The following is a 23,566-nucleotide window of genomic DNA, read 5'->3' as shown; positions in this document are numbered from 1 at the left end:
CGCCGACCGCGAGGCCCGACTCGACCAACCAGTGACGGCGGTCGCTGCCGGAGCACATCGACCCGATCATCCGCTCGGAGTGAACCAGCAGGGTCGTCCAGTGGGATCGCCCGACGGTGCGGGCAGCCAGGTCCGCGCGAGATCTTGACCGGGACCGCACTTCGGCGGGCGGGGACTCTCCCGGCGGCGAGAGGAGGGGGCGCGCAGCAGCGGCTCGTGCGTGCCGTCGCGGATCTGGTCGCAGTACTCGTGGACGACCGCGCGGCGCATCGACGCTTCACGCCGTTTTGGCGCGCCGCTGCTTCAGCTCGAGCACGAGGCCGAGCAGCAGCGTGATCGCGGTCAGCGGCAAGGCGACGTAGCGCATCGCCATGCCGTAGGTCGCCAGCGCCTCGTGCTGCAGCGACGCCAGGACCAGGTAGGCCGTGTACGCGACGTAGTAGAACAGGAACAGCGCGCCCTCCCAGCGGGCCAGGCCGCCGCCGGTGATGAACAGGGGCAGGCACGAGATCGCCACCGCGGTCATCACCGGGATGTCGAACGCCAGCGCGGCCGGAGCGACTGTGACGCCGTTCGGGGCGATCGCGGCGCTGATGCCGAGGACGCAGAAGACGTTGAAGATGTTGCTGCCGACGACGTTGCCGACGGCGATGTCGCGTTGGCCGCGGATGGCGGCGAGCACCGAGGTCGCGACCTCGGGCAGCGAGGTGCCGGCGGCGACGATCGTCAAGCCGATGACGAGCTCGCTGACGCCGAACAGGCGGGCGAACGCGACCGCGCCGTCGACCAGCCAGCGCGAGCCGATCACCAGCATGGCGAGGCCTCCGACCACCATGGCCAATTGGACAGGCAGCTTCGCGGTCGCGCTGCCCGGCTGGGCCAGCGGGACCTCCTCGTCGCCGCTCTGGCCGTCGCGCCTGGCGATCCGCAGCAGCATGAACGTGTAAGCCAGCAGGGAGACGAACAGGATGACGCCGTCGACGCGGCCGATCGTGCCGTCGAGGGCCATCAACCAGCAGGCGGCGCTGGCGACGATCATCAGCGGCACGTCGAAGCGGACCAGCTGGCGCTGGACCAGCAGCGGCGCGATCAGGGCCGACACGCCGAGGATGAACAGCACGTTGAAGATGTTGCTGCCGACGACGTTGCCGATGGCCACGTCGGCGCCGCCGTCGCCCGACAGCGCCGCGCTGATCGAGACGGCGAGCTCCGGCGCGGAGGTGCCGAAGGCGACGACGGTGAGGCCGATGACCAGCGGCGAGATGCCGAGGCGCGCGGCCAGGCGGGCAGCGCCGCCCACCAGCAGCTCGGCGCCGACGACGAGGAGGACGAGGCCGAGGACGAACAGCGCGACGGTGACGGCGGACATCGGTGGCCGGGAGGATACGCGACCGAACCGCCGTTCGCCGCTCGTAGGCGTCTGCGCGCGGGTCTGAGAGCGATGGCGGGGCGCCGCGTGGCCGTCGCGGTGAAATTGCGCGCGGGCGCGCGGCGGCGCTCGCCCTTACTTCTTCTTCTCTTCCTTGGCGTCGCCCTCACCCTCCTTGAACTTGTTGGTGGTGAGGGTCTCGTCCTTCTCGATCTCCTCGAGCGCCTTGTTGATGCCCTCGAGCTCGGTGCGCGCGTTCTTGATGGCCTCGGTGAACGCGGCCTCGCTGGCGATCGCGGGCCCGAGGTTGTTCACGACCTCCTCGAGCGGGCGGAACAGCTTGTTGTAGCTGGCCTGGGTGTTGCCGCCCTTGGTGCTGCGCTCCGACAGCTTGTCGATCTGCTTGATCAGCGCCTTGAAGCGGTCCTGCAGCGGCTTGATGCCCTTGTCGGCGGCCTTCTGCGGGTCCTTGGCGGCGGCCCACTTGCCGGCCTCCTTCTCGACGTCGTCGATGAACTTGCCGGTGTCGACGTCGAGCTGCTTGTACTCCTTGAGCCGCGTCTTGATCCACTCGCGCTCGACCTTCTCCATCTCCTTGGCGTTCTCGGCCGCCAGCTCGGCGTCGATCTCGGCCTTGGTCTTGAAGCCGGCCTCCTTGCGGCGGCGCGCCAGTTCCTCCTCCGACACGCCCGAGTCCTGCTTGAGCTCCGACACCTTCTTGGTCGGCGGGCCGATCTGCTCGGCGATCGACTTGCGCTCGCCGCCGTCGCACCCGGGCGCGGCCATGAGCGCCCACGGCAGGGCGAACATCAAGCTGCGCGTTACGACATGACCCGAGAGAGCAGAACGTTTGGACATGAAGCAGATCCCCCAGCCGGCACGATACGAGCGCGGACGCGAGGTTGTCAAATACCGCCCTGCTCCCCGCTTCATCCGTTCTTCTTCAGGATGAAACGCAGTTCGCCGGCTTGAAGCGTGAGATGGGCGACGGGCGCGCCCGGCGGGCCGAACTCTGCCAGCGTGGCCGAAGGGTCCTTGAAGAAGAAGCGATCGTCGCCCATGAAGTGCATCCATTTGTCGCCGTGCTCCGGCACGTTCATCCACAGGCGGTCGCCCGCGCGGAACACCCGGACCTGCTCGATCGCGCTGAGCTCGTCGTCCTCGACCAGGCCCTTCAGCTCCTTGTGCGTCGTCTCCGTCAGCACGTAGGTGCCGACGTAGCGGCCGAGCTGCGCGGCCGACAGCCGGACCTCGTCGTACTCGCGCGGCGGCGGGACCTCGCCCCCGTGGACGATCTGCGCCAGGTCGTAGGCGACCGCGCGCGTGTCGATCGCCTCGGTGTTGGCCAGCACGAACACGGTGATGCCGTCGCCGAGGAAGCGGGCGATCGTCGCGTTGTAGCCCTCGACGCCGCCGGGGTGCCACGCGATCGTGCCCGTGGCGTCCTGGCGGACGAACCAGCCCATGCCGTACTCCTCGCGCACGACGGTGGTCATCTCGTCGAGGCTCTTCTGCGCGAGCACCAGGCCCGGGGTGCGGAGGGCGCGGTCCCAGCGGGCCAGGTCGGCGGCGGTCGAGACCATGCCGGCGGCGGCGCCGTAGGCCGAGAAGTGGCGCTGCGTGGCGGGCACCAGCACCTCGTCCTCGTCGAACTCGTGGCCGAGCGCCGCGGCGGCGAGGCCGATCCCGCTGTCCCGCATGCCCGCGGGCGCCAGCACGTTGTCGCGCAGGTAGTCGGCGAACGGCACGTGCGCGACCTGCTCGATCAATTGCCCGAGCAGGAAGTAGCCCGAGTTGCTGAGGTCGAAGTCGGTGCCGGGCACGAACTCGAGCGGCAGGTCCTGGAAGATCGCCCGCACGTCGGCCGCCGCGACCGCGCGCGTGTGTCCGACCGAGAACACCGCGGCGTCGGTGTAGCTGGGGATCCCCGAGGTGTGCGTGAGCAGGTGGCGGACGGTGATCCGGCCGCCGATCGCCGGGTAGTCGGGGATGTACTTGCGGACAGGTGCGTCGAGGTCGATAAGGCCGCGGTCGCGCAGCTGCAGCACCGCCACCGCGGTGAAGGTCTGGGTCAGCGAGCCGATCTTGAACCGCGTGTTGGCGTCGATCGGGCTGTCCTTGCCGAGGTCGGCCCGGCCGTAGCCGCGGGTCAGGGCGAGCTCGCCGTCCTTCACCACGCCGATCACGCCGTGGAACTTGAAGGCGTCGCCGTAGCTGCGGCCGAACGCGCCGACGTAGGCGTCGACCCGCGCGGCCAGGTCGGCCGGCAGCGCCAGCGCCGGCGTCGGCGGGCCCTCCGGCAAGACCGCGCTCACAGACGTCTCGTCGCGCGGCAGCTCGGCCGGGACGATCTCCGGGACATGTCGCGAAAGACCTGTCCATTCGGGCATCCAGCCGGCGGCCGCCGCGGCGACCGCAGCGACGGCGACGGCGAGCACGCCGGCGACCGCGACGCCGGCCAGGCGGGGGAGCCCGAGGCCGAGCAGGCGGCCGAACGGGGCGCGCCCGGGCTCGCCGCGGCCCTCGGCGGCGGCCGCCGCGAGGACGCGATCGGCGAAGTCGGCCGGCGGCTCGGCGGCGGTGAAGGCCGCGAGCGCGCGGCGCTCGGCGTCGGTGCGGGGTTCATCGTGCACGGTACACCTCCTCCAGAGCGCGGCGCAGGGCGGCGCGGGCGCGAGACAGTCGGGACTTCACGGTGCCGAGATCGACCTGCAGGTTGTCGGCGATCTCGGCGTACTCGAGCTCGTGATACTCGCGCAACAGGAAGGCGGCGCGGAACTCGGGGGACAGGTCGTCGATCGCGTGCTGCAGCGCGGCCGCCAGGCGCACGCGCTCGGCGTCGGCGTCGGCGGCGGCCGGACCCGCGGGCTCGGCGAGCGGGTCGATCGGGGCGACTTCGGGGCGGCGCCGCCGCAGCTCGTCGATCGCCAGCCGGCTGGCGATCGTCAAGATCCACGTCGACAGCCGCGCCGGGCCGCGCCGGTCGAAGCCCTGCAAGGCGCGGAACACCCGCAAAAATGTCTCTTGGGCCAGGTCCTCGACCTGCGGCGCCGCGGCTCGCCCGTGCAGCATGCGCGACAGCAGCGCGAACACGGGGCGTTGATAGCGGATCACCAGGTCCCTCCGCGCCCGCGCGTCGCCCCGCTGGGCGCGGGCCAGGGTGAGCTCGTCGAGCTCGTCGGGTGGAGGTCGAGGCGGCACTGCGTCGGGGTCCCGCGAGGCGAGGGCGGTCACGCGAGGGTGTCACGGGCGGGCCGCCCGCGGGTTCCCGAACGACGCAAAAAAGCCTCGAGGGGGTATCAGGGCGGCGATCGGGGCGCCTGCGCGCAGACGCCCGCCGAGGTTCTCGACGACCGGGCGGCGAGGGGGCTCCTCTTCTTCAGAGAGAGCGCCGCGGATCCCAGGTCGTAGCGAGATCCTCGCCCGCGATCTTCTCGGTGAAGAGGTAGCGAGAAGGAGCGCAGCCTCGGGAACCTCGCGGCCGCGCCTCCGTGAGACAGGGTGAACGAAGGAGACGCGACGATATGCGCAGATGGTACCCGGCGATGCTCATCACCACGATCGTGACGGCGGCCACCCCGGCCCGGGCCGGCGGCGGCTCGCTCGACAAGGACGAGATCCGCAAGGTCGTGAAGGCCCACATCCAGGAGATCCGGGCCTGTTACAACGAGGGCCTGACGCGCAAGCCGACGATGGCCGGCAAGCTGACGGTGGACTTCGAGATCGCCGGCGGCGGCGAGGTCAGCAGCAGCGAGATCCAGCAGGGCTCGACGCTCGCCGACGCGAAGGTCGAGAGCTGCGTCGCGACGACGGTGCAGACCTGGAAGTTCCCGGCGCCCAGCGGCGGCTCGGTGCAGGTCAGCTACCCCTTCGAGTTCGCGCCCGGCTGACCGCTGCATTCTGCGCGAGTGAATGACCCGTGCGAGCTCGCGGCGCCCGAGCTCGCACGGGTCATGACCCTGGCAGCAACATGTCTAATGGGACATGAACTTAAAAAAGAGAGTCAGCCCCACAGCTGGAGGCCGAGGGCGATCAGGCCGCCGAGCACGGCGCCCCACAGGCCGCCGAGCACGGCTCCGGCGGCGCCGCCGACGAGGGCGGTGTCGCCGTACGGCGGCTCCTCGCTGTTCGCGGCGGGCTCGTCGGGCGGGTCCTCGGCGGCGGCCGGGGGCCTGTCCTCGGCCACTGCAGGGGCCGGCGCCGACTTGGGGATCCGCCGCGGGGTCGGCTTCTGCACGCAGCGGAGGCAGCCCGGCAGCAAGGCCATGACCTTGGGGTGCGGGCTGACTGCGTCGATGTCCCAGGCGCCGCGGCCGTCGCAGCAGCCGAACCGCGAGAACGCGAGCTTGCGGCGGCAGCGGTGACAGAAGCCCTGAGTGGAGGCGTAGATCGTGTTGAGGGTGTCGCTGTCGAAGGCCATGGTGATCGCGCGGGGTGGAGCTCGTATAGGCCAGTCGCCTTATCTGGTGCGGACCATGCGAACCGGCCGCGAAAGGCCTGCTGGCGGGCCCACGCGGCGTTTCTCGCGGGGTCGGGGCGATGCTGCGCAGCGGGCGCTAGCGCGCTTTCGCGGGCCGTCGAGCGGCGCGTGCGAGCGCAAGACAATCCGCCTGTGACGGTCGCCACGATGCGCGCGCGAAGACGACTGCCACGGACGAGACCGCATCGATCGCGCGAGGCTCCGCGATGGTTGAAAGGACATGTGCTTTACGACATGTCCATAAACGCAGGAGATGGCGTGCGCGCCGAGCTGTCGGCGAGGACCCGAGCTTGAGTCGGGTGGGCCGGTGGGCTATGCTGGCCGCGGCATGATGATGTTCACGATCGCTTCGGCCTTCTTCGAAGTCGTTTGAGGCCCCTCGCTTCGAACCGGGCGCCTGGCGCCCACGGCTGAACTGCCGGCCTCCGGGCGCCTCGCGGCGCCGCGGGCCGGCGCGATCGGAGAATTTTTTCATGGCTGCTCACGACAATTCCTTCCGCGCGCTCGGCGACGCGGACATCGAGAACTTCATCCGCGACGGATTCGTCCGCATCGACCACGCCTTCCCGCGCGAGGTGGCGGACGAGGCCCGGGCGATCCTCTGGCGCGACACCGGCTGCGACCCCGACGACCCCGCGACCTGGACCCGGCCGGTGATCCGGCTCGGCCAGTACGGCCAGCCGCCGTTCGTCGCCGCGGCCAACACCGCGGCGCTGCGCGACGCCTTCGACAAGCTGGTGGGGCGCGACCGCTGGTGGCCGCAGAGGGCGCTCGGCACGTTCCCGGTGCGCTTCCCGTCGCCCGTCGATCCAGGCGACGCGGGCTGGCACGTCGACGTCAGCTTCGGCACCGAGCACCCCGACTTCATGGAGTGGCGCGTCAACGTGTCCTCGCAGGGCCGCGCGCTGCTGATGTTGTTCCTGCTCTCCGACGTCGGCGACGACGACGCGCCGACGCGGATCCGCATCGGCTCGCACCTGGCGATCGCGCGCCAGCTGGCTCCCGCCGGCGAGGCCGGGCTGAGCCTGCGCGAGCTGGCGGCCGATGGCTTCGCCGGCTCGGCGCACCTGCCCGAGGCGCTGGCGACCGGCGAGGCCGGCGCTGTGTACCTGTGCCACCCGTTCCTCGTGCACTCGGCCCAGCCCCATCGCGGGACGCGGCCGCGGTTCCTCGCCCAGCCGCCGCTGCTGGCGCGAGAGCCGTTCCAGCTCGAGCGCGCCGACGGGCGGTATGTGCCGGTCGAGACGGCGATCCGCCGCGCGCTGGGTCGTGCTTGAGGCGGCTCGCCGCGTGATGCAGTGACCGAGCGTGCGGCGATCGGCCGCGCGCTCGAGGACCTCACGGAAATCGAGCGCAGCAGGTCGGCGCGCTCGCGTCCCGGACGTTTGCTGCGGAGCGTCTCTCGATGACTCCGGGGAGTCGAGCGCGGCAGTTCGTCGCGCTCGATTCTCGGGACGTCCCGGCAGTCGTGAGGCCGAATGAGGGGCTCGCTGCGAACGAACCAGGCGACGCGAGTGCGAGCGCTTCAGACGATCCGCAGCGAGCGCGAGACCTCGCCGTCGAGGAGGTCGATCACCAGGGCCCGGCCGCGATCGTCGGCGATCGCCAGGACCTGGTCCGTCAGGCGCAAGGTGGCCCGGCGGGCGCCGGCCAGCAGGACGACGGCGCGAGGCTCACGGTCGTCGACGGTCATGACGAGGACTTCGAGACTTGTCTCGGAGGCGGAGACGACGGCGAGCCAGTTGCCGTCGACGACGACGCTCGTGGGGGCACCGTTGAGGCCGCGGAGGGTGCCGGCGCGCTGGTCCTGGTACGAGACGTGGAGGAGGGCCGGCAGGTTCGGGATGTCGGGCTTGTAGCAGGCGACGTGCTCGCCGCGCGGGGATTCGGCGCTGCACAGGCGCTTGCAAGGGATCGGACCGACGAGATGCGGTCCGAGCAGGTTTGGGTCGGTGAGCTGGTCCGGGTGCGGCAGCTCCTCGCGTCGGCGCAGGGTCCAGTCGGGCAGGTCCCACCGCCAGCGCTCGAGCTCGCCGGACGGCCGGGCGAGGAGGACCACGGCGGCGGCGGCGGAGCGGGCGACGTCGAGGACGGCGGCGTCGTCGAGGTCGCGGCGGTCGAGGGCGCGCAGCTCGGTGTCGACGAGGACGTCGACGACGACCAGCTGCTGGCGGTCGGGCCGCAAGCTCGAGCTCTCGGCGACGAGCCAGGTGTGGCCGTCGAAATTCGCGGCCCAGCGCGCGAGCCGGCCCTCGCACCACGAGGTCGCCTTGTGACGCACGAGGTCGAGGCGGGCGAGGCGGACCACGCCGCGGCCGCGGCCGACCACCGCGATCGCCCGATCGCCGTGGTCGGACAGGACCAGCGACTCGGCCGGCTGATCGGCGTACCAGAGCAACCGCCCGTCGCGGGCGTACAGCCGCACGCCGAGCTCGCCGAGGGCGACCAGCAGCTTGCCGTCGGGTAGCAGGGCGAGGTCGTGCACCGCGATCGCGCCGACGTCGCCCGGGCCGAACTCGAGGTGGCGGAGGCCGGAGCGCATGGCGAGGGAGGTCGTGACCTGGCGTTTGGGCCAGGCCGGCAGATCCACGCGGAGGGCGTCGGCGCCGAGCGCGAGCGCCAGCGTTTGCAGCTTTGCTTCGTCGATCGGGCGGTCGCCGCGGTCGGCGTCGACGAGGAGGCCGCGGAGCAGCGGGCGCGCGGCCAGCCGCACCGCGTCGGTGACGGGGCCGGCGACCAGGACGTCGAGCAGCTGCTTGCGGGCGTCGGTGTGCGCCGGTTCGTCGGGGTCGGCGAGGCGGAGCAGCTCCTCGAGGTGCAGGGCGAGGTCGTCGGGGAAGCGCTGCAGCGCGCGCCCGAGCATCCGCGCGCCGCCCGGGCCGCCGCGGGCGATGGCGAGGTCCATCCACCGGCGGACGTCGGAGATGGCCGAAGGGTCAGGTGTTGCGATCTCGACGGCCACCTCGTAGTCGCCGGCGGCGGCGAGGGTGCCGGCCCACGCGCGCCGCAGGGCGGAGGCCTCGTCGCGGTGCTGGGGGTCGCGCTCGAGGCGGGCGACCGCGTCGGCGAAGGCGCCCTTGCGGCGCGCGACGAGGATGCCGCGCTGGCGTTCGCCGGCGAGGAACCATTGCCGCACGACGAGGCCGGGCGCGAGGTTGCGGGCCTCGGCGATCTCGGCGGCCAGGCGGCGGCGGTCGTGACGCTCGAGGAAGCCGACGGCCTCCTCGTCGGCGTGCAGCAGCTCGGCGAGCAGGAAGGCGGCCTCGTCGATGCGGCCGGCCTTGACCAGGCGATCGAAGGCGGCGCGGTAGGTCTGACGGAGGAACGAGAAGTCGTCGCCGGCGAGCAGCAGCGACGACGAGGGCGCCGCGGGGCCCGGGCGGATCTGCAGGTCCTTGCGAACGGTGGGGCCGCGCAGCGCGGGCGGCCCGGGCTCGCCGTCGCCGTCGCCGAGCGGGATGGCGTGACGCAGGGCCTGGTCGTAGTCGCCGCGCTCGAACATGTCGACGAGCCGTTGCAAGTAGCGAGCGTGGCGCCGGTTCAGGCCCGTCAGCAGGCCGGCGCGCGCGAGCATGCGGAGCATGAGGTCGCGCAGGCGCGAGGGCGCAGGCGGCGGCGATGGCGGCGCGGGCAGGGGGCGGGGGAGCGGCTGCGGCGGCGGTGGCGAAGCGCCGGGAGAGGACGGGGCGCCGCTCATGCCGAGGACGCGGCGCAGGACCCCGGCGACGGCGAGCATCACGGGGATGGTGGCGAGCACGCCGAGCGCAGAGACGGCGGCGAGCGGTGCGGCGAGCAACATGGCGACGCCGCCCACCGTGCCGATGCCGGCGATCCAGCCGGCCTTGCGGGTGATGGCGGCGTTCGTCGGCGCCGCGGGCTCGCCGGTGCCGGGGATCGATCCCGACTTGCGCGCGAGGGCGGTCGGCTCCGTCGCGGCCTCGCGTGAGCGCGACGAGCGGGCTGCTGCCCAGGCCACGCCGCCGGCGGCGAGCGCGGCGTAGAGGCCGGCCCCGACGAACTGCGAGGCGGCGAGGAGCCCGACGGCGAGGACGACTGCGATCGCTGCGACCGGTTTTTTGCCGGACGCGCGCGGCTCGTCGGGCGCGGCGCCCGAGAGGTCGCCCGCGTTCGCTTGCGCGGCCGCGGGTACGAACAATCCGCGGCGACGTCGCGCGGCGGTCTGCATGGCGGCGGCGACGTCGCGGGCGTCGGCCGGCGGGGCGGCGACGAGGTGGCGGAAGAGCGCGCGGACGGGCGGCGCGGGGTCGTGGCTCGACGCGGCAGGTCGCGGCGGATCGCCGAGCGAGCCGACCTCGACGGGCTCGAAGTCGGCGACCGCGAGCCACTCGGCGACGTCGACGGTCCGCTCGAGCGAGACGACTTCGCAGGCGCCGTGGCGCACGTACAGCAGCGCGCCGGCGGGAGCGGCGAGGGCGGCGAGCTCGTCGTCGGCGAGCGGCGCGGTGGTGAGCCAGGAGCCGCGCGAGACGATCGGGAGGCCGGGGGCGCGATCGCAGCGGAGGCGCTGCGGCAGCGGCCACCTCACCAGCCAGGTCTGCTCGGCGACGACGAAGACGGTGGTCCCCGGTCGCCAGAGGTCGAGGATCTTGCGGCGCGCGGCGAGCTCGTCGCCGGCGAGGTCGCTGACGAGCACGCCGATCGCCTCGACGCTGCCGCGATGAAGGGTCTGGCGCGGGCGGACGGTCGCGGCGGTCATGGGTCCTCCACGACGAAGCGCGCGAGCGGGGTGTCGTACGGCGGGCGCAGGACGACAAGCGTGTTGAGGGCGGTGAGGTAGGCGAGGTGGCCGGTGACGGTCGAGAGGACGGCGTGGACGACGGGCTCCTCGGCGCGGGTGAGGAGCACCGCGTTGTCGCCCTGGCGGGCCATGAAGTAGCGGTCGGAGGCCAGGGTGACGAGCGCGGGGCCGAGGTCGGGGGCGTCGGCGTGGCGGTACGCGGGGAGCATGCCGATCACGCGATCGTCGGTGCGCCACTCGAGCTCGAGTGGTTTCTTGCCGTAGTACTTCCAGCGCCCGGGCTCGTGGCTGATCGCGCATTGCCAGTCGCCGCTGATGTCGCGGGTGATGTGGGCGCCGTGGGGACGTTCGAAGCCGAGATGGACGTGCTGCGACGGCTGGGGGCCGTTGTCGACGCAGATCGACCAGTACCACGGGAGGGCGCAGTCGTCGTCGAGCATGTGCAAGGAGACGTGCACGAGCCACTCGGGGCAGTCGGCGACGGCGAGCGTCTCCGTCTCGACGCGATGCATGGCGTTCGCGCCGCTCTCGGGCAGGCCGAGGGCGTACAACTTGTCGACGCAGTCGCGGAAGAACGCGTAGCCGCGGCGGAATCGCAGGAGGTCCAGGCGGTCGCCGGCCACGACCGGCGCGTCGGCGTCGGCGTAGCGCAGGTCCTCGTGGCTGTTCGCGGAGCGCTTCGCCTTGCGGAACAACATCGCCGCGCCGTTGGTGTTGTCGGCCACGGCCGCGCTGCCGCGGTTGTACCAGCCGACCGCCACGGGCGGCCGCGACAATTCGGGGAAGTGCAGCTTGGGCTTGCCGACGCCGCCCTGCGGCGAGTGAGGGACGGGATAGACGATGACGCCGCCGCCCCTGGCGCCGGCGAACACGCGCTCGCCGTTGTTGGTGATGACGAGGTTGGTGACGGGCACGCGGCGGGTGCGGCGGGGGGCGGGGACTCTGGGGGTCGCTCGCTCCGGAGGGAAGGGCTCGCGGATCAGGCGGACGCAGGTGGGGCCGTCGGGCAGCGGGAGGCGAACGTCGGCGGTGCGCCCGGTGGCGGTCCGCAGGTCGGCGGCGAGCTCCGAGGCGCCGGGGGCGACGAGGTCGCGCAGCTCGACGGTGGCGACGCCGGCCCAGGCGTGGCGACGGACCGCGGCGCCGCCGATGATCCATGTGTCTTTGGAGTCATGTCCTCCGAGACATGTCTTCCAGGCGGCCAGGTGCGCGGCGGTGACGGTGGAGGTCGAGCGGCTGGCCAGGAGGGCGTGGACGGTCTCGCGGGTGACGTCGCGGTGGAGCGGGACGTCGGGCGCCTGCAGGACGCCCCAGGCGAGCGAGGCGTGAGCGGCCTGAGCGCGGCGGGCGAGGGCGATGAGGGCGGCGAGCTGGGCGAGGCGCGGGCCGCCGAGCTGGGTCGGGCCGCTGTCGAACAGGACGACGCTGGTGCGCGCGAGGGCCGGCTCGCGCCGCTCGAGGCGGAGGAAGGCGTGCTCGGAGGCGGCGGCGCGGCGCAGGAATTCTTCGGGGGCGAGCTCGGCGAGCAGCCACTCGCTGGCGAGCAGGCGCTCGTAGTGGCCGCGGCGATCGAGGCCGCCGAAGCCGTCGGGCTCGCCGTGGCCGCTGTGCGCGGGGACGGCGAGCGGGCCGAGTGCGGCGGCGAGGCGCTGGATCATCGGACCCAGCGAGAGCGCGAGCTCGGCCGGAAACAAGGCGAGCCACGGCTCCCACGGCACGAGCGCCGGCGGCAAGACGTGGACGCTCATTCGCGACCTCGCGCGCAGCCGCGAGGGAGCGCGACGGACGAGGAGCGGCCCGCGAGACGAATCGCGGCAGCACGAGCCGCGTGGATGGGTCGGCGTCGCGGGACGGAGAGGGGCGGGGCGAGGCGGTTCATGCGAGACCTCGCCACGCGCGGAGTTTGGCGTTCGCTCGACGACGAGGATCGGCGCGCGAGACGAATCGCGGCAGCACGAGCCGCGTGGATTCGTCGGCGTCGCGGGGCGGAGAGAGGCGGGGCGAAGCGGGTCATGCGAGACCTCGCCACGCGCGGAGTCTGGCGCGCACCAGCGGTCGGGCGTCGGCCAGCGAGACGAGGCGCGGCCGTACGAACAGCGTGGAATCGTGGGAGTCGCGAGGCGGTGAGGATGGAGGTCGGGTCGAATCGTGGGAGTCGCCGGGCGCAGGTCGATGGAGATCGGACTCGTGGGATTTCTCGGCGAGCGACACCAGCGCGAGCGGCGGGGCCAGTTGCGGGGCGCGCTGTCGCAGGGCTCGCTCGAGCAGCGCCGCCACCGGCGCGGGCTCGAGGGTGGTCGGTATGTACAATCCGGGGGCGAGCGGGTCGCGGCCGAGGTACTCGACGCCGTCGAGCCACGGCAGGTCGGCGGATTCACCGGTGAGGACGAGCAGGTCGGGGCCGGCGACCCCGCGCAAGCGCGTCAGGGCGTCGTCGGTGAATGTGAGCAGTCGATCGACGAGGCGCGCGGCGACGGGCCCGGCGGCGGCCACCGCCTGCGGGGACAGGGGGACGGCGCGGGTCCGCCAGGTGACGTGAATCGCGGCGGTCACACGCCGCCCGGGCCCGGCGCCGGCGCGGCGGCGTCGAGCGCGGCGAATCGTTCGACGATCGCGGCCCGCACCCGCGCGGCGTCGGCCGGGAGCTCCTCGGCGCGGAAGCTGGCGTCGATCTCGCGCGCGAGCGCCTCCAGCTTGAGCCGCCACGCCTCGCGCGCGAGCGGCTCGATGCCGGGGTCGCGCGCGAGCAGGAGGTCGGCGTCGCCGGCGATCCGCGCGGCGCGAACCAGCGGGCCGAGCGACGACTCGGCCGCGGCGGCGCCGAGCACTCCGCTCTCGGAGCGCTGCAACAGGTCGCGCAGGGTGTCGCGGGTCTGGGCCTGCTCGGCCGCGGTCGGCACTGCGGCGACGATCGGCCACAGATCGCCGTCGCTCGCCCGCGTGCGCCCGGCCAGCGCTGCGGCGGCGGCGACGAGGCGCTGGATCTTGACGAGCCGGCGATCCGACAGCGCGATGCCGGCGCCGCGCAGGCGACGGATGGCGTGCGCGAGCGCGGGACGCACGCCTTCGAGGTCGACGTTGCGAGCCGCGGCGCCGAGGACGTCGAGCTGCGCGAGCGAGGCCAGCGGCGCGTCGAGCTCTTGTGCGGCGCCGAAGCCCTGCTCGAGCAGCTCCTCGAGGCGAGCGTCGGGGATCGGTTCGACGAACACGCGCACGAGGAAGCGATCGGCGAAGGCGGCCAGGCTCTCCTCCTGCGGCAGTGCATTGGCCGCGCCGACGCACACGCGCAGCGGGCAGCGCATGGTGGTGTGACCGCGGCGGAACACCCGCTCGGCGAGGAGTCCGAGCAGGGCGTTGAGGATGGCCGTCGAGCCGAGGAAGACCTCGTCGAGGAAGGCGATCTCGGCCTCGGGCAACATGCCGGCGGTCTCGGTCTCGACGCGGCCCTCGCGGAGCTTGCGGAGATCGACGGGCCCGAAGATCTCGCTCGGCTCGGTGAAGCGGCCCAGCAAGTACTCGAAGTAGTTGCCGCCGAGGGCCCGCGCGATCCGCCGGACCGCGGCGCTCTTGGCCGTGCCCGGGGGACCGATGACCAGGAGGTGCTCGCCGGCGACGGCCGCGAGGACGACGAGCTCGAGCAAGGCGTCGCGCTCGACGAGCCCGCGGCCCGCGACGGCGAGGGCCCCGCGAACGGCAGCGGCAGCGTCGGTGAGAGACGAGAGAGTCACGCGCGACCGCAGGGTACGCGATTCGGCGGCGGAGCGGTGAGGTGGGCGAAAGTGCGCGGTGGGCTCGCGCTGGGCTCCTCGAGGCGAGGGGCGATGGATGTCCTTCAGGACATGTGAGAGGCCCGTTCACGGCGCCGGGGCGTCGCGGGCGATGCGGAAGCCGAGGTGGTTGGTGGCGCTGTCGGGGGCGCCCTTGCCGCGGGCGTCGGGGGTGTAGCGGCCGCAGTACTGGTCGGTGCAGAGGTAGGAGCCGCCTCGCTGGACGCGCTTGGCGACGCCGGGTTCGGCCGGGTCGAAGCTGTCCCGAGGGCCAGGCGGATCGACGGCTCGCGGCGGGCGGCGGGCGTAGGTGTCGGGGCGGTACCAGTCGGCGGTCCACTCCCAGACGTTCCCGGACATGTCGTAAAGGCCATATCCGTTGCTGGGGTAGCCGGCGACCGGGGCGGCTCCCGCGTGGCCGTCGGCGGCAGTGTCGTGGCCGGGGAAGCGGCCCTGGAAGGTGTTGGCGGGGTGCGCGTCGTTCACGAGCGGCGCGTCGCCCCACACGTAGCGCTTGCGGTCGAGGCCGCCGCGGGCCGCGTACTCCCACTCGGCCTCGGTCGGCAGGCGGGCGCCGGCCCAGCGCGCGTAAGCGACGGCGTCGGCGTGGGCGACGTGGACGACGGGGTGATTCATGCGACCTTCGAGGTCGCTGGTCGGACCCTCGGGGTGCCGCCAGTCGGCGCCCGGGACGTAGCGCCACCACGCGTCGGCGCGCGCGAGCGAGGCGACGCGCCCGGGTGGGGTGAAGACGATCGAGCCGGCGACCAGGCGGTCGGGCGGGACGTCTGGATAATCCTCGGCGCGCGGGATCCGTTCGGCCAGCGTGACGTGGTCGGTCGCGCGCACGAAGGCGGCGAACTGGGCGTTGGTGACCTCGGTGGCGCCGAGCCAGAAGCCCGAGACCGCGACGCGGTGGCGCGGGTGCGCGTCGGTCAGCCGCGGGTCGTCGGAGCCCATCCAGAACTCGCCGGCGGGGATCCACACCATCCCGGGCGGTGATGATTCGCAGGCTGCCAGGCACGCGGCGAGCAGCGAGCCGCGCGCGGCGACGAGGAGGCGGGTCATTGCGTGAACTCGATCTGCTTGCGCGCCGGGAATTTCTTCAGCACCTCGCGGTAGCGCAGCAGCTCGGCCTCGAGGGCGAGGACGACCGGGAGGTGACGGACCCCGATCGAGTCGTCCTCCTGCGGGTTGGTGTAGAGGTTGAACATCAGCGCGCCGGCGCCCGGCACGATCGCGCCGGTGAAGCCGCCCTGCTGTCCGCGCTGCGTCACCAGCTGCGGCAGCTGGGCCTGCAAGCTGAACTTGAACTCGTCGATGCGGGTGCCGACGAGGCGGTCGTTCCAGAAGTAGAGGACGCTGCGGCGGTTCGATTCGCCGTCGTCGGCGACCAGGAAGGAGGTCTGGTCGACCCCGTCGACGTAGCGATCGTCGGGCACGAGCGCGGACAGCTCGCCGCCGGGCCGGCCGGCGAGGGCGAGCGCGGTGTTGAAGATGTCCGCGAGGTCGAACAGGCCCTCGGACCGGCGCGGGGTGATGGTGCCGCGCCACGAGGCGAAGGTCGGCACGCGCACGCCGCCCTCCCAGGTCGAGCCCTTGCCGCCGCGGAACGGGGTGTGACCGTACGGCGCGATCTCCTGCTCGGGGCCGTTGTCGGAGGTGAACAGCACGAGGGTGTTGTCGACCAGGCCGGTCTGCTCGAGGGTGCGGTAGAGGCGGCCGAACACGTCGTCCATCTCGACCATGCAATCGCTGTAGGTGGTTCGGGCGGGCGAGCGGCCGCGGTAATGAGCGTTGGGGTAGTTGTCGAAGTGGCAGCCGCGGGTGTTGTAATACATGAAGAACGGGCGCGATTCGCCGGCCATGCGGCGCAGGAATCGCTCGCCGTAGGCGGCCCACTCCTGGTCGAGGTCCTGGATCGTCTCGAGATCGATCACCTGGACCGTCTCGAGCGGGCCGCCGCGGACCGCGTGGACGTCGGCGCGGGAGAACGGCAGGCTGCGGATGAATGCGGTGCGGGCGGGGCTCAGCGCGATCTCCGGGTTGAAGTGCGGGTCGCGCCATTCGGTGTACATGTCCGAGACGCTGAGGAAGCCGCGGAAATCGTCGAAGCCGACGTGCTGCGGCTGAGACCCCTCGTTCTCGCCCAGGTGCCACTTGCCGATCGCCTGGGTGACGTAGCCTTGCTCCGACAGCAGGCGGGCGAGGGTGACCGCGCCCTCGAGGCCGCCGGACTGGCCGTACATCGGCGGGCGCAGGATGCCATGATGGACCGGGTATTGACCGGTCATGATGGTGGCGCGGGTCGGCGAGCAGCTCGGCTGCGAATAGGCCGAGGTCAGGACCAGGCTCTCGGCGGCGACGCGATCGATCTGCGGCGTCGGGTTGCCGACGCTGACGCCGCCGCCGTTGAAGCCGGGGTCCATCCAGCCGACGTCGTCCATCAGGAAGACCAGAATGTTGGGGCGCCTCCCCATGCGTTGCTGCAGCGCGGCCAGCTTGTCGCGGGCGGCCCGGACCTGCGCGGCGTGGGTGACCACGGGTTCCATGTTGGCAGCCGGGCGGCTGGTGCGGGCGCTGAGGAATTGATCGGGGTGATCGTAGCCGGGGCCGAGCGGCCGGGCGGCGGGCTCCGGCTCGACGAGGCCGTCGGGGGCGAGCGGCGGGGCCAGCTCGGGCCCCTCGATGGGCGGCTCCTGCCCGGCTGCGGGCCTTTCCCCGGGGCGCGGCGTGCAGGCGAGGGCGAGGCTCAGCGCGGCGGTCCGCCGGAGGAGCGCGGTCGAGGTATGAACATTGCGCGGGGGCACGGGACCGTCCTTGTCGTCATGGTCGAGCGCGAGAAATGTGGGCAGGTCCTTGGCCCCGGACGGGGTGTGGCGCAATGGCGTCGGGCACGAGAGGGCGCGTCTGCGAGGGCGTGTGTGAAGGGTCGCGGGCGCAATGGCCGGTCGGTCGGGGCGGGCGGTGCTTGCGCCGGCGGATGCGATCGCCTAGCTTCGCGGCCCCCCATGGCGAAGAAGCAGACCGAGTCGTTGACCCTCGAAGACGTGCGGCCCAGGCTGGTGCGGACGGCGTTCGTGCCGGCGCTGGTAGCAGTCACCGACGAGCCCGATTACGTCGACGACGAGACGGTGCTCGGCGCCGACGACGTCACCGCGTCGAAGGTCGGCGGGGCGCCGTTCCTGTCGAAGGAGGCGCCGGCGCCGAGGTGCGGCGAGTGCAAGCAGCCGCTCCGCTTCGTCCTGCAGCTGCGCCGCTCGGACCTGCCGCAGGCGGCGCAGGCGAGCCTGAGCGGGGAGCTGCTGCAGCTGTTCTGGTGCGACGATTGTCAGAGCAGCGGCGGCGCGGAGAATCCGTGGAGCAAGGGCGCGCTGATCCGCGAGGTCGCGCTCGGAGAGCCGATCGAGCCGGGCGAGGAGGACGAGGACGACGAGGACGACGAGGACGCGCTGTCGGTCACGTTCCTCCGCGACTGGCGCGAGGTCGAGGATTACCCGTCGACCCTGGTCGAGTCGCTGGCGGCCGCGCTCGCGGTGAGCCCGAAGTCGGAGGCGACCCGCGAGCGGCTCGAGGCGCTCGCGGAGGCGATGGACGAGGCGGAGCTCGAGACGCTCGACGGGGTCAAGCTGGCTGGTTGGCCGCGCTGGGTGGCGGAGCCCGAGACCGTGAAGTGCAAGTGCAAGACGCCGATGCAGCCGGTGCTCCAGCTCGGCGAGAGCGCGGTGGTGGTCGGCGACGGCGGGACGACGTGGATCGTCGCCTGCCCGGCTTGCGGCAAGAAGGCGTACTTCTGCCAGCAGTGACGCGCGGGCCGCGAGCGCGGCGGGGGTCGTCGGGACGGGCGAGCCTCCGGTGAGCGGCACCGCCGAGCGCGTCGGGGACTTCATATGTCCTTCGGGACATGTCGATCCGCCTCAGGCGGGAGATCGTGGGACGGCTCATTGCACCGGCGCGTCGACGCCGGCGCCGCCGAGCGCGAGTCCTCGGGGTGAGGATGTCCTGTAGGACAGGTTACTCGCGGAGCGCTGCGATGATATGTCCGAAGAGACATTTTCGCTCCGGCGTGCGCCGGTGCGAGCGCTCGGAAGCCTTGGCTGTCATGCGGGACAGGTCATGGCCAGTTCTGGGCGGCGCGGGGACCTGGTCGCCGCTGACGCGCTATTCGGCGCGTGCTGGCGGGCCTTGAACATCTTGGGCTGTCCTGCGGGGCAGGTCAGGGCCAGTTCTGGGTCGCGCGGGGGTCGGGCGCGGGGGCCTGGCCGCCGCTGGCGCGCTGGATGGCCTCGTGGGCGGTGAAACTGAAGCGGTCGGGGCCGAGCTCGGCGGTGAAGCCGCTGCGGGCCAGGACGTCGCGCACGGGGCCCTTGAGGTCGGCGACGTGGAGCTCGATGCCGTGCTGGCGCAGCTCGCCGAGGAAGTCGCGCAGGTTGGCGAGCGCGGACACGTCGATGTCGTGCACGCCGCCGGCGTCGATCACCACGGCGCGGGCGCTCTGGGCGGAGATCTGCCGCCGCAGCTCGTCGATCAGGTAGGTCGCGTTGGCGAAGTACAGCGGGGCGTCGAGGCGGACGATGACGACGCCGGGGACCGTCTCGGCGTCGGGGAAGCGGAGGACGTTGCGGTAGACCTGGGTGCCGGGCAGGCGGCCGAGCACGGCGGTGTGCGGGCGCGTGGTCCGGAGGACGAACAGCAGCAGCGACGCGCCGACGCCGAACGCGAGGCCGAGGCCGACGCCGAGCGCGAGGGTGGCGGCGAAGGTGATCGCCAGCGGCACGAGCTCGCGCGGGCGGGTGCGCCGGAGCTCGCGCACGAACGCGAGGTCGACCAGGCGCGCGACGGCGACGACGATGATCGCCGACAGCACCGCGCGCGGCAGGGTGGCGAGCAGCGGGGCGAACAGGGCGAGGGTGAGGGCGACGATCGCGGCCGTGACGACGCCGGCGAGCGGGCTGCGGGCGCCGGCCTGGGCGTTGACGGCGGTGCGCGAGAGGCCGCCGGCGATCGGGTAGCCGCGCGCGAGGCCGGCGGCGATGTTGGAGAAGCCGAGCGCGAGCAGCTCTTGATCGGGCTCGACGACCTCGCCGCGGCGCGCGACCGCGAGGCCGGACGAGAACGCCTCCATGAAGGAGATCAGGGCGATGAGCGCGGCGGCGGGGGCGAGGCTGACCAGCAGCTCGCGGTCGACCGCCGGCCACGCGGGCACCGGCAGGCCCGAGGGCACCGGACCGAGCAAGGCCAGGCCGCGAGCGTCGAGGGCGAAGAGGTGGCCGGCGAGGGTGGCGAGGACGACCAGGAGCAGCGCCTTGCCGCGGAACTTGCCGAGCGCGACGAGCAGGACCACCGCGCCGAGGCCGAGCGCGAGGGTCGGCAGATGCACGGCGCGCAGCTGCTCGCCGAGCGCGACGAACAGCGGCCACATGCCGGCGCTGGTCGGCAGCCTGAGGCCGAGCAAGGGCCCGAGCTGGCTGGCGATGATGAGGATCGCCGCGGCCGAGGTGAAGCCGCGCAGCACCGGCAGCGAGAGGAAGTTGACGACGAAGCCGAGGCGCAGCGCGCCGGTGAGGGCCTGAAACGCGCCGGCGAGGATCGCCAGCGCGGCGGCGGCGGCGACGTAGGTGGCGACGTCGCCGGCTGCGAGCGGCGCGAGAGCGGCCGCGGTGAGCAGCGAGTCGAGCGCGACCGGCCCGACCGCGAGACGCCGCGAGGTGCCGAGCACCGCGTACACCAGCGGCGGCGCGAGCGAGGCGTAGAGGCCCGTGATCGGCGGCAGACCGGCGAGCATGGCGTAGGCCATCGCCTGCGGGACCAACAGCACCGCCGTGGTCGCGCCCGCGAGCAGGTCGGCCGCGAAGTCGGGGCGGCTGTACCCCGCGGTCCAGCGCAGGAGCGCGCGGCGCTTGGGCTCGAGAGACGACATGCGGCGCGGCGAGTGTGGCACGTTGTCGCCCCGGCTTCAGCGGCCCGCGACCGGGCGGCAGCTGCGTCGGGCGCCGCGGCGAACGAGGTCCTGGCGGGCACAGCCGGTCCGGAGCGAGACGACGAGCGTCTCGTCACGCCCGCGGTCGCACCGCCGGCCGCGGCGAGGGCCGGGGCGGGGCGGCGGGTAGATGGCGCGAGGGACAGGTGAGGTGTCCCGAGGGACATGCGGCCTGCGGCGCGATGGGAAGTATGGCGCGAGGGACATGTCCTGAAGACATCCTTGGTGCGGCGAGCGACGCCGAGGGCGGGGCGGAGACGACGAGCGCCGCGTCAGACCCGCGGCCGCACCGCAACCTCGTTCTCCGTACGCCCCGAGAGAGACGGCTCCCCGGACATCGGCCTGGTGTCAGACGCCGTATGTCCGGAGAGACATGTCGAACGGAGTCACCGGATCGCCGCCTGGCCCGGAAGACAGGCGGCGTGGTCCTCCGGAAAAAATCTACTGGGCGGCTGCCTGGAGGGCCGCGGCGATGGCCGGCTCCTGGGCGTCCATCGTGGTGAGGAGCGAGTTGCAGGGCACGTAGTCGTCGACGGTGATCTGCGACTCGGGCCACTCGCGGAAGCCGACGGTGTCGGCGCGGAGCTGGACCTTGCCGACCCAGGGGACGATCTTCGTCGGCGACACGCCGGGGCGGGAGATCAGGGCGATGACCAGGCAGCCCTGGTTCTGGCGCGACAGCAGCAGCCCGACCGACACGCCCGCGCAGCCCTCCTTCGGGCACACCCGCTCCGGCTCGGGGCGGAAGTCGATCGGGCGGCCGGGCAGGTGCTTCTCGACGATGCGCTTCATCTGCTGCTGCAGGGCCGAGGCGAGGCCGCGGTTGTCGTCGACGATCTCCCGCGGGATGATGCGCGGCCACAGCACTGTCACGCCGCCCGCGGTGCCGGCGGACTTCGAGACGTTGCGCTCCTCGAGGGACTCGGGGGCGGGCTGAGGGGCTGGCGTCGGCGTCGGAGCGGGAGCCGAGGTGGCCGGCAGGCCGGGCGATTGCGCGGGCGAGGACGGGGGTTGGCTGGGCGGCGCGTCGGTTGTTACGGGCGTGCAAGCGAGCAGGGCTGCGAGCGTGGGGGCGAGGCGCGTGCGCATGTCGCGAGTGTATCAAACGCGGCGCGCGCTTGCGCCCGCGCGCGTGAGGCTTCGGCGGGTGCAGGCGGCCCGGCGGGGCGGTGTTCCGGCTAGAGTGGGGAGCGATGCGTAGGGTCGCTGTCTTCTTGCTCGTGCTCGCCGCGGGCTGCACGTTCGACGCCTCGGGGCTGGGCGAGACGCCGCAGACCGGCGCCGGCGCGGGGCCGACGACGACGACGGGCTCGACCACCGAGCCGGGGCCGCTGACGGACACCGGGCCGGGGCCGGCGACGACGAGCGACGAGACGGTCGGCGTGTCGGGTTCGGAGTCGATGACCGACGGCACCGGCGGGCCGGGCGGCGACCCGACCTCGATGCCGTCGCTGACGACCACCGGCGAGCCCGAGACCACCACGCAGCCGATGACCAGCACCACCATGCCGGACATGACCACCGGCTGCCCGCTGGTGATGGCCTACAAGGACTTCGACAACGACAATTACGGCGACCCCAACATGCCCATGCTCGTCTGCGAGGGCGAGCAGGGGTGGGTGCCGGACAATACCGATTGCAATGACATGGCTGCCTACTCGCACCCCGGCATCATCGAGATGTGCGACACCCTCGACAACGACTGCGACGGCATGTTCGACGAGTACGACGCCGAGCAGAACTCGGAGAGTTGCGCCGGCTGCCGCTTCGTCGTGCGCGAGGACAGCCTCTACTACTTCTGCACCAACTCGCTCGAGTGGGAGCAGGCGGAGAAGTTCTGCGTCGGGCACGGGCTGCACCTGGCCAAGGACGACGGCGGCGCCGAGCACGACTTCCTGGTGCAGGAGATCGGCGACACCGGCCTGTGGTGGCTCGGCGGCAATGACCTCATGACCGAGGGCACCTTCAAGTGGGTGTCCGACGGCGTCAACGTGGCCGGCGACGGGTGGGGCAACAATCAGCCCGACGACCAGGAGTGGCTCGTCTGGGAAGAAGCGGACTGCATGGTCCTGGTCGACAACAACGGCGTGGGCGGCTACTTCGGCGAGAAGGGCAAGTGGGCCGATAGCATGTGCGACGGCGGGCTCAAGTTCATCTGCGAGGGCCCGTTGCCATGAACGGCGCGCCGGGCCCGCGACGGACGCAGGTCCTCGCGCTGGCGGCGGCGCTGTCGCTCGCGTGCACCTACGACGGCAGCGGCCTCGGGGCGCAGCCGGACGACCTGCCCCAAGAGACATCCACGTCGACGACCACCGGCGAGCCGCCGGCGACCACGATCGCGCCGACGACCACGACCACCGGCGGCCCCGCGGAGACGACCGAGGCGGCGGTGACGTCGACCGGGCTCACCACCGCGGAGCCGACCACCACCACCACCACGACCGCCGGCGAGCCGGACACGACCGGCGAGCCGTGCGCGACGCCGGAGGCGCTCTACGTCGACGACGACGGCGACGGCTTCGGCGACGACGGGCAGCCGGTGACCGCGTGCGCGGGCCCGGGCTTCTCGCCGCAGGCGGGCGACTGCGACGACGCCGACGCGGCGGTGTTCCCGGGCCAGCCGGAGACGTGCAACGTGGTCGACGACGACTGCGATCAATCGGTCGACGAGTTCGACCCGCGCAGCAACATCGCCTGCGGCGTGTGCACGTACATCCTCGCGGCCGGGCGCCTGTACGCGTTCTGCACCGGCGCCCACAACTGGGCCGACGCGCGCGCCGACTGCCAGCTGCGCGGGCTCGATCTGGCGATCGACGACGACTGGCTCGAGCACAACCTGCTGGTCAGCTACCTGGCCGAGAACAGCGGGCAGTGGTACCTCGGCGCGCAGGACGGCGACGGCAACCAGGAGGGCAGCTGGCGCTGGCTCGACGGCTCGGAGGTGCCCAAGTGGGACGGCCGCTTCGCCCCGAATCAACCCGACGACAAGGGCAGCGGCGACGGCGGCGCCGACTGCCTGGCGCTGGTGTCGAAGGGGAAGGGCAACACCCAGGAGCGCTGGGTCGACGAGAGCTGCGGGGCGCTGCACAAGTGGATCTGCGAGGGGCCTCCGCCGCCGTGAGCGGCGAGTGAGGGCTGTCTTTCAAGGCAGGTCCGATTCGGCCGCGCGCAGCACGGCGGGGCGTGATCGGACATGTCCTTTGGGGCATGC

The 23,566-nt window shown here is 72.7% G+C and carries 18 protein-coding genes; 5 read left to right on the top strand and 13 right to left on the bottom strand.

Translation table 11 applies throughout. The features are described from left to right. Window positions 1-277: 277 nt before the first annotated feature. The 4 genes from O0S08_RS40125 to O0S08_RS40110 all read right to left on the bottom strand — a co-directional run bounded on the left by O0S08_RS40125 (window position 278) and on the right by O0S08_RS40110 (window position 4,603). Window positions 278-1,369 carry a calcium/sodium antiporter gene (locus O0S08_RS40125; RefSeq protein ID WP_269034775.1) on the bottom strand — a complete coding sequence of 364 codons (1,092 nt, stop codon included), beginning with the start codon at window positions 1,367-1,369 and terminating at the stop codon, window positions 278-280. 135 nt (window positions 1,370-1,504) lie between these two features. Then, window positions 1,505-2,227, bottom strand: a complete 723-nt coding sequence (locus tag O0S08_RS40120) for a hypothetical protein (RefSeq protein ID WP_269034774.1) — start codon at window positions 2,225-2,227, stop codon at window positions 1,505-1,507. Between the two features lie 71 nt (window positions 2,228-2,298). Further along, window positions 2,299-4,002 (bottom strand): serine hydrolase domain-containing protein, encoded by a 1,704-nt coding sequence (locus O0S08_RS40115; RefSeq protein WP_269034773.1) that lies wholly within the window; start codon window positions 4,000-4,002, stop codon window positions 2,299-2,301. Further along, entirely contained in the window at window positions 3,992-4,603 is a 612-nt protein-coding gene (locus tag O0S08_RS40110; RefSeq protein ID WP_269034772.1) for an RNA polymerase sigma factor, read from the bottom strand. The genes O0S08_RS40115 and O0S08_RS40110 overlap by 11 nt, the downstream gene beginning before the upstream one ends. Before the next feature lie 311 nt (window positions 4,604-4,914). Here O0S08_RS40110 and O0S08_RS40105 point away from each other — a divergent pair, with 311 nt between their 5' ends. After that, window positions 4,915-5,259: an AgmX/PglI C-terminal domain-containing protein gene (locus tag O0S08_RS40105; protein ID WP_269034771.1), complete on the top strand. Its 345-nt coding sequence runs from the start codon at window positions 4,915-4,917 to the stop codon at window positions 5,257-5,259. Window positions 5,260-5,372: 113 nt separating this feature from the next. On the opposite strand, the gene O0S08_RS40100 is transcribed toward O0S08_RS40105, so the two are convergent. Continuing rightward, window positions 5,373-5,789: a hypothetical protein gene (locus tag O0S08_RS40100; RefSeq protein ID WP_269034770.1), complete on the bottom strand. Its 417-nt coding sequence runs from the start codon at window positions 5,787-5,789 to the stop codon at window positions 5,373-5,375. 533 nt (window positions 5,790-6,322) lie between these two features. On the opposite strand from O0S08_RS40100, the gene O0S08_RS40095 reads away from it, so the two are divergent. After that, window positions 6,323-7,126 (top strand): phytanoyl-CoA dioxygenase family protein, encoded by an 804-nt coding sequence (locus O0S08_RS40095; RefSeq protein WP_269034769.1) that lies wholly within the window; start codon window positions 6,323-6,325, stop codon window positions 7,124-7,126. 248 nt (window positions 7,127-7,374) lie between these two features. On the opposite strand, the gene O0S08_RS40090 is transcribed toward O0S08_RS40095, so the two are convergent. The 6 genes from O0S08_RS40090 to O0S08_RS40065 form a co-directional block, all read right to left on the bottom strand. After that, complete coding sequence (locus O0S08_RS40090; protein WP_269034768.1) at window positions 7,375-10,566, bottom strand: bpX6 domain-containing protein; 3,192 nt, start codon at window positions 10,564-10,566, stop codon at window positions 7,375-7,377. Beyond that, on the bottom strand, window positions 10,563-12,356 hold the full coding sequence (locus O0S08_RS40085) for a hypothetical protein (protein WP_269034767.1): 1,794 nt from the start codon (window positions 12,354-12,356) through the stop codon (window positions 10,563-10,565). The genes O0S08_RS40090 and O0S08_RS40085 overlap by 4 nt, the downstream gene beginning before the upstream one ends. A gap of 262 nt (window positions 12,357-12,618) precedes the next feature. Continuing rightward, window positions 12,619-13,161 (bottom strand): bpX5 domain-containing protein, encoded by a 543-nt coding sequence (locus O0S08_RS40080; protein WP_269034766.1) that lies wholly within the window; start codon window positions 13,159-13,161, stop codon window positions 12,619-12,621. Continuing rightward, on the bottom strand, window positions 13,158-14,336 hold the full coding sequence (locus tag O0S08_RS40075) for an AAA family ATPase (protein ID WP_269034765.1): 1,179 nt from the start codon (window positions 14,334-14,336) through the stop codon (window positions 13,158-13,160). The genes O0S08_RS40080 and O0S08_RS40075 overlap by 4 nt, the downstream gene beginning before the upstream one ends. A 126-nt stretch (window positions 14,337-14,462) precedes the next feature. Beyond that, entirely contained in the window at window positions 14,463-15,443 is a 981-nt protein-coding gene (locus tag O0S08_RS40070) for a formylglycine-generating enzyme family protein (protein WP_269034764.1), read from the bottom strand. After that, window positions 15,440-17,065 (bottom strand): sulfatase-like hydrolase/transferase, encoded by a 1,626-nt coding sequence (locus O0S08_RS40065; RefSeq protein WP_371879578.1) that lies wholly within the window; start codon window positions 17,063-17,065, stop codon window positions 15,440-15,442. Before O0S08_RS40065 ends, O0S08_RS40070 begins: the two co-directional genes overlap by 4 nt. 321 nt (window positions 17,066-17,386) lie before the next feature. Between O0S08_RS40065 and O0S08_RS40060 the strand changes: the two genes are divergently transcribed. Continuing rightward, window positions 17,387-18,181 (top strand): DUF1963 domain-containing protein, encoded by a 795-nt coding sequence (locus O0S08_RS40060; RefSeq protein WP_269034763.1) that lies wholly within the window; start codon window positions 17,387-17,389, stop codon window positions 18,179-18,181. Between the two features lie 410 nt (window positions 18,182-18,591). Here the strand turns inward: O0S08_RS40060 and O0S08_RS40055 are convergent, their stop codons facing one another. Both O0S08_RS40055 and O0S08_RS40050 read right to left on the bottom strand, forming a co-directional pair. Beyond that, on the bottom strand, window positions 18,592-20,295 hold the full coding sequence (locus O0S08_RS40055; RefSeq protein WP_269034762.1) for a SulP family inorganic anion transporter: 1,704 nt from the start codon (window positions 20,293-20,295) through the stop codon (window positions 18,592-18,594). 501 nt (window positions 20,296-20,796) lie between these two features. Further along, on the bottom strand, window positions 20,797-21,228 hold the full coding sequence (locus O0S08_RS40050) for a hypothetical protein (protein WP_269034761.1): 432 nt from the start codon (window positions 21,226-21,228) through the stop codon (window positions 20,797-20,799). A gap of 320 nt (window positions 21,229-21,548) precedes the next feature. Between O0S08_RS40050 and O0S08_RS40045 the strand changes: the two genes are divergently transcribed. Continuing rightward, a complete protein-coding gene (locus O0S08_RS40045) occupies window positions 21,549-22,532 on the top strand; it encodes a MopE-related protein (RefSeq protein ID WP_269034760.1) in 984 nt (327 codons plus the stop codon). Further along, the gene (locus O0S08_RS40040; protein ID WP_269034759.1) at window positions 22,529-23,476 is read left to right on the top strand and encodes a C-type lectin domain-containing protein; all 948 of its coding nucleotides are present in this window, start codon (window positions 22,529-22,531) and stop codon (window positions 23,474-23,476) included. Before O0S08_RS40045 ends, O0S08_RS40040 begins: the two co-directional genes overlap by 4 nt. Window positions 23,477-23,566 lie beyond the last annotated feature (90 nt).

Origin of the sequence: Nannocystis punicea (assembly GCF_026965555.1) — a bacterium.
GTDB classification, from domain to species: domain Bacteria; phylum Myxococcota_A; class Polyangia; order Nannocystales; family Nannocystaceae; genus Nannocystis; species Nannocystis punicea.
This window is presented reverse-complemented; position numbering and strand designations above follow the sequence as displayed.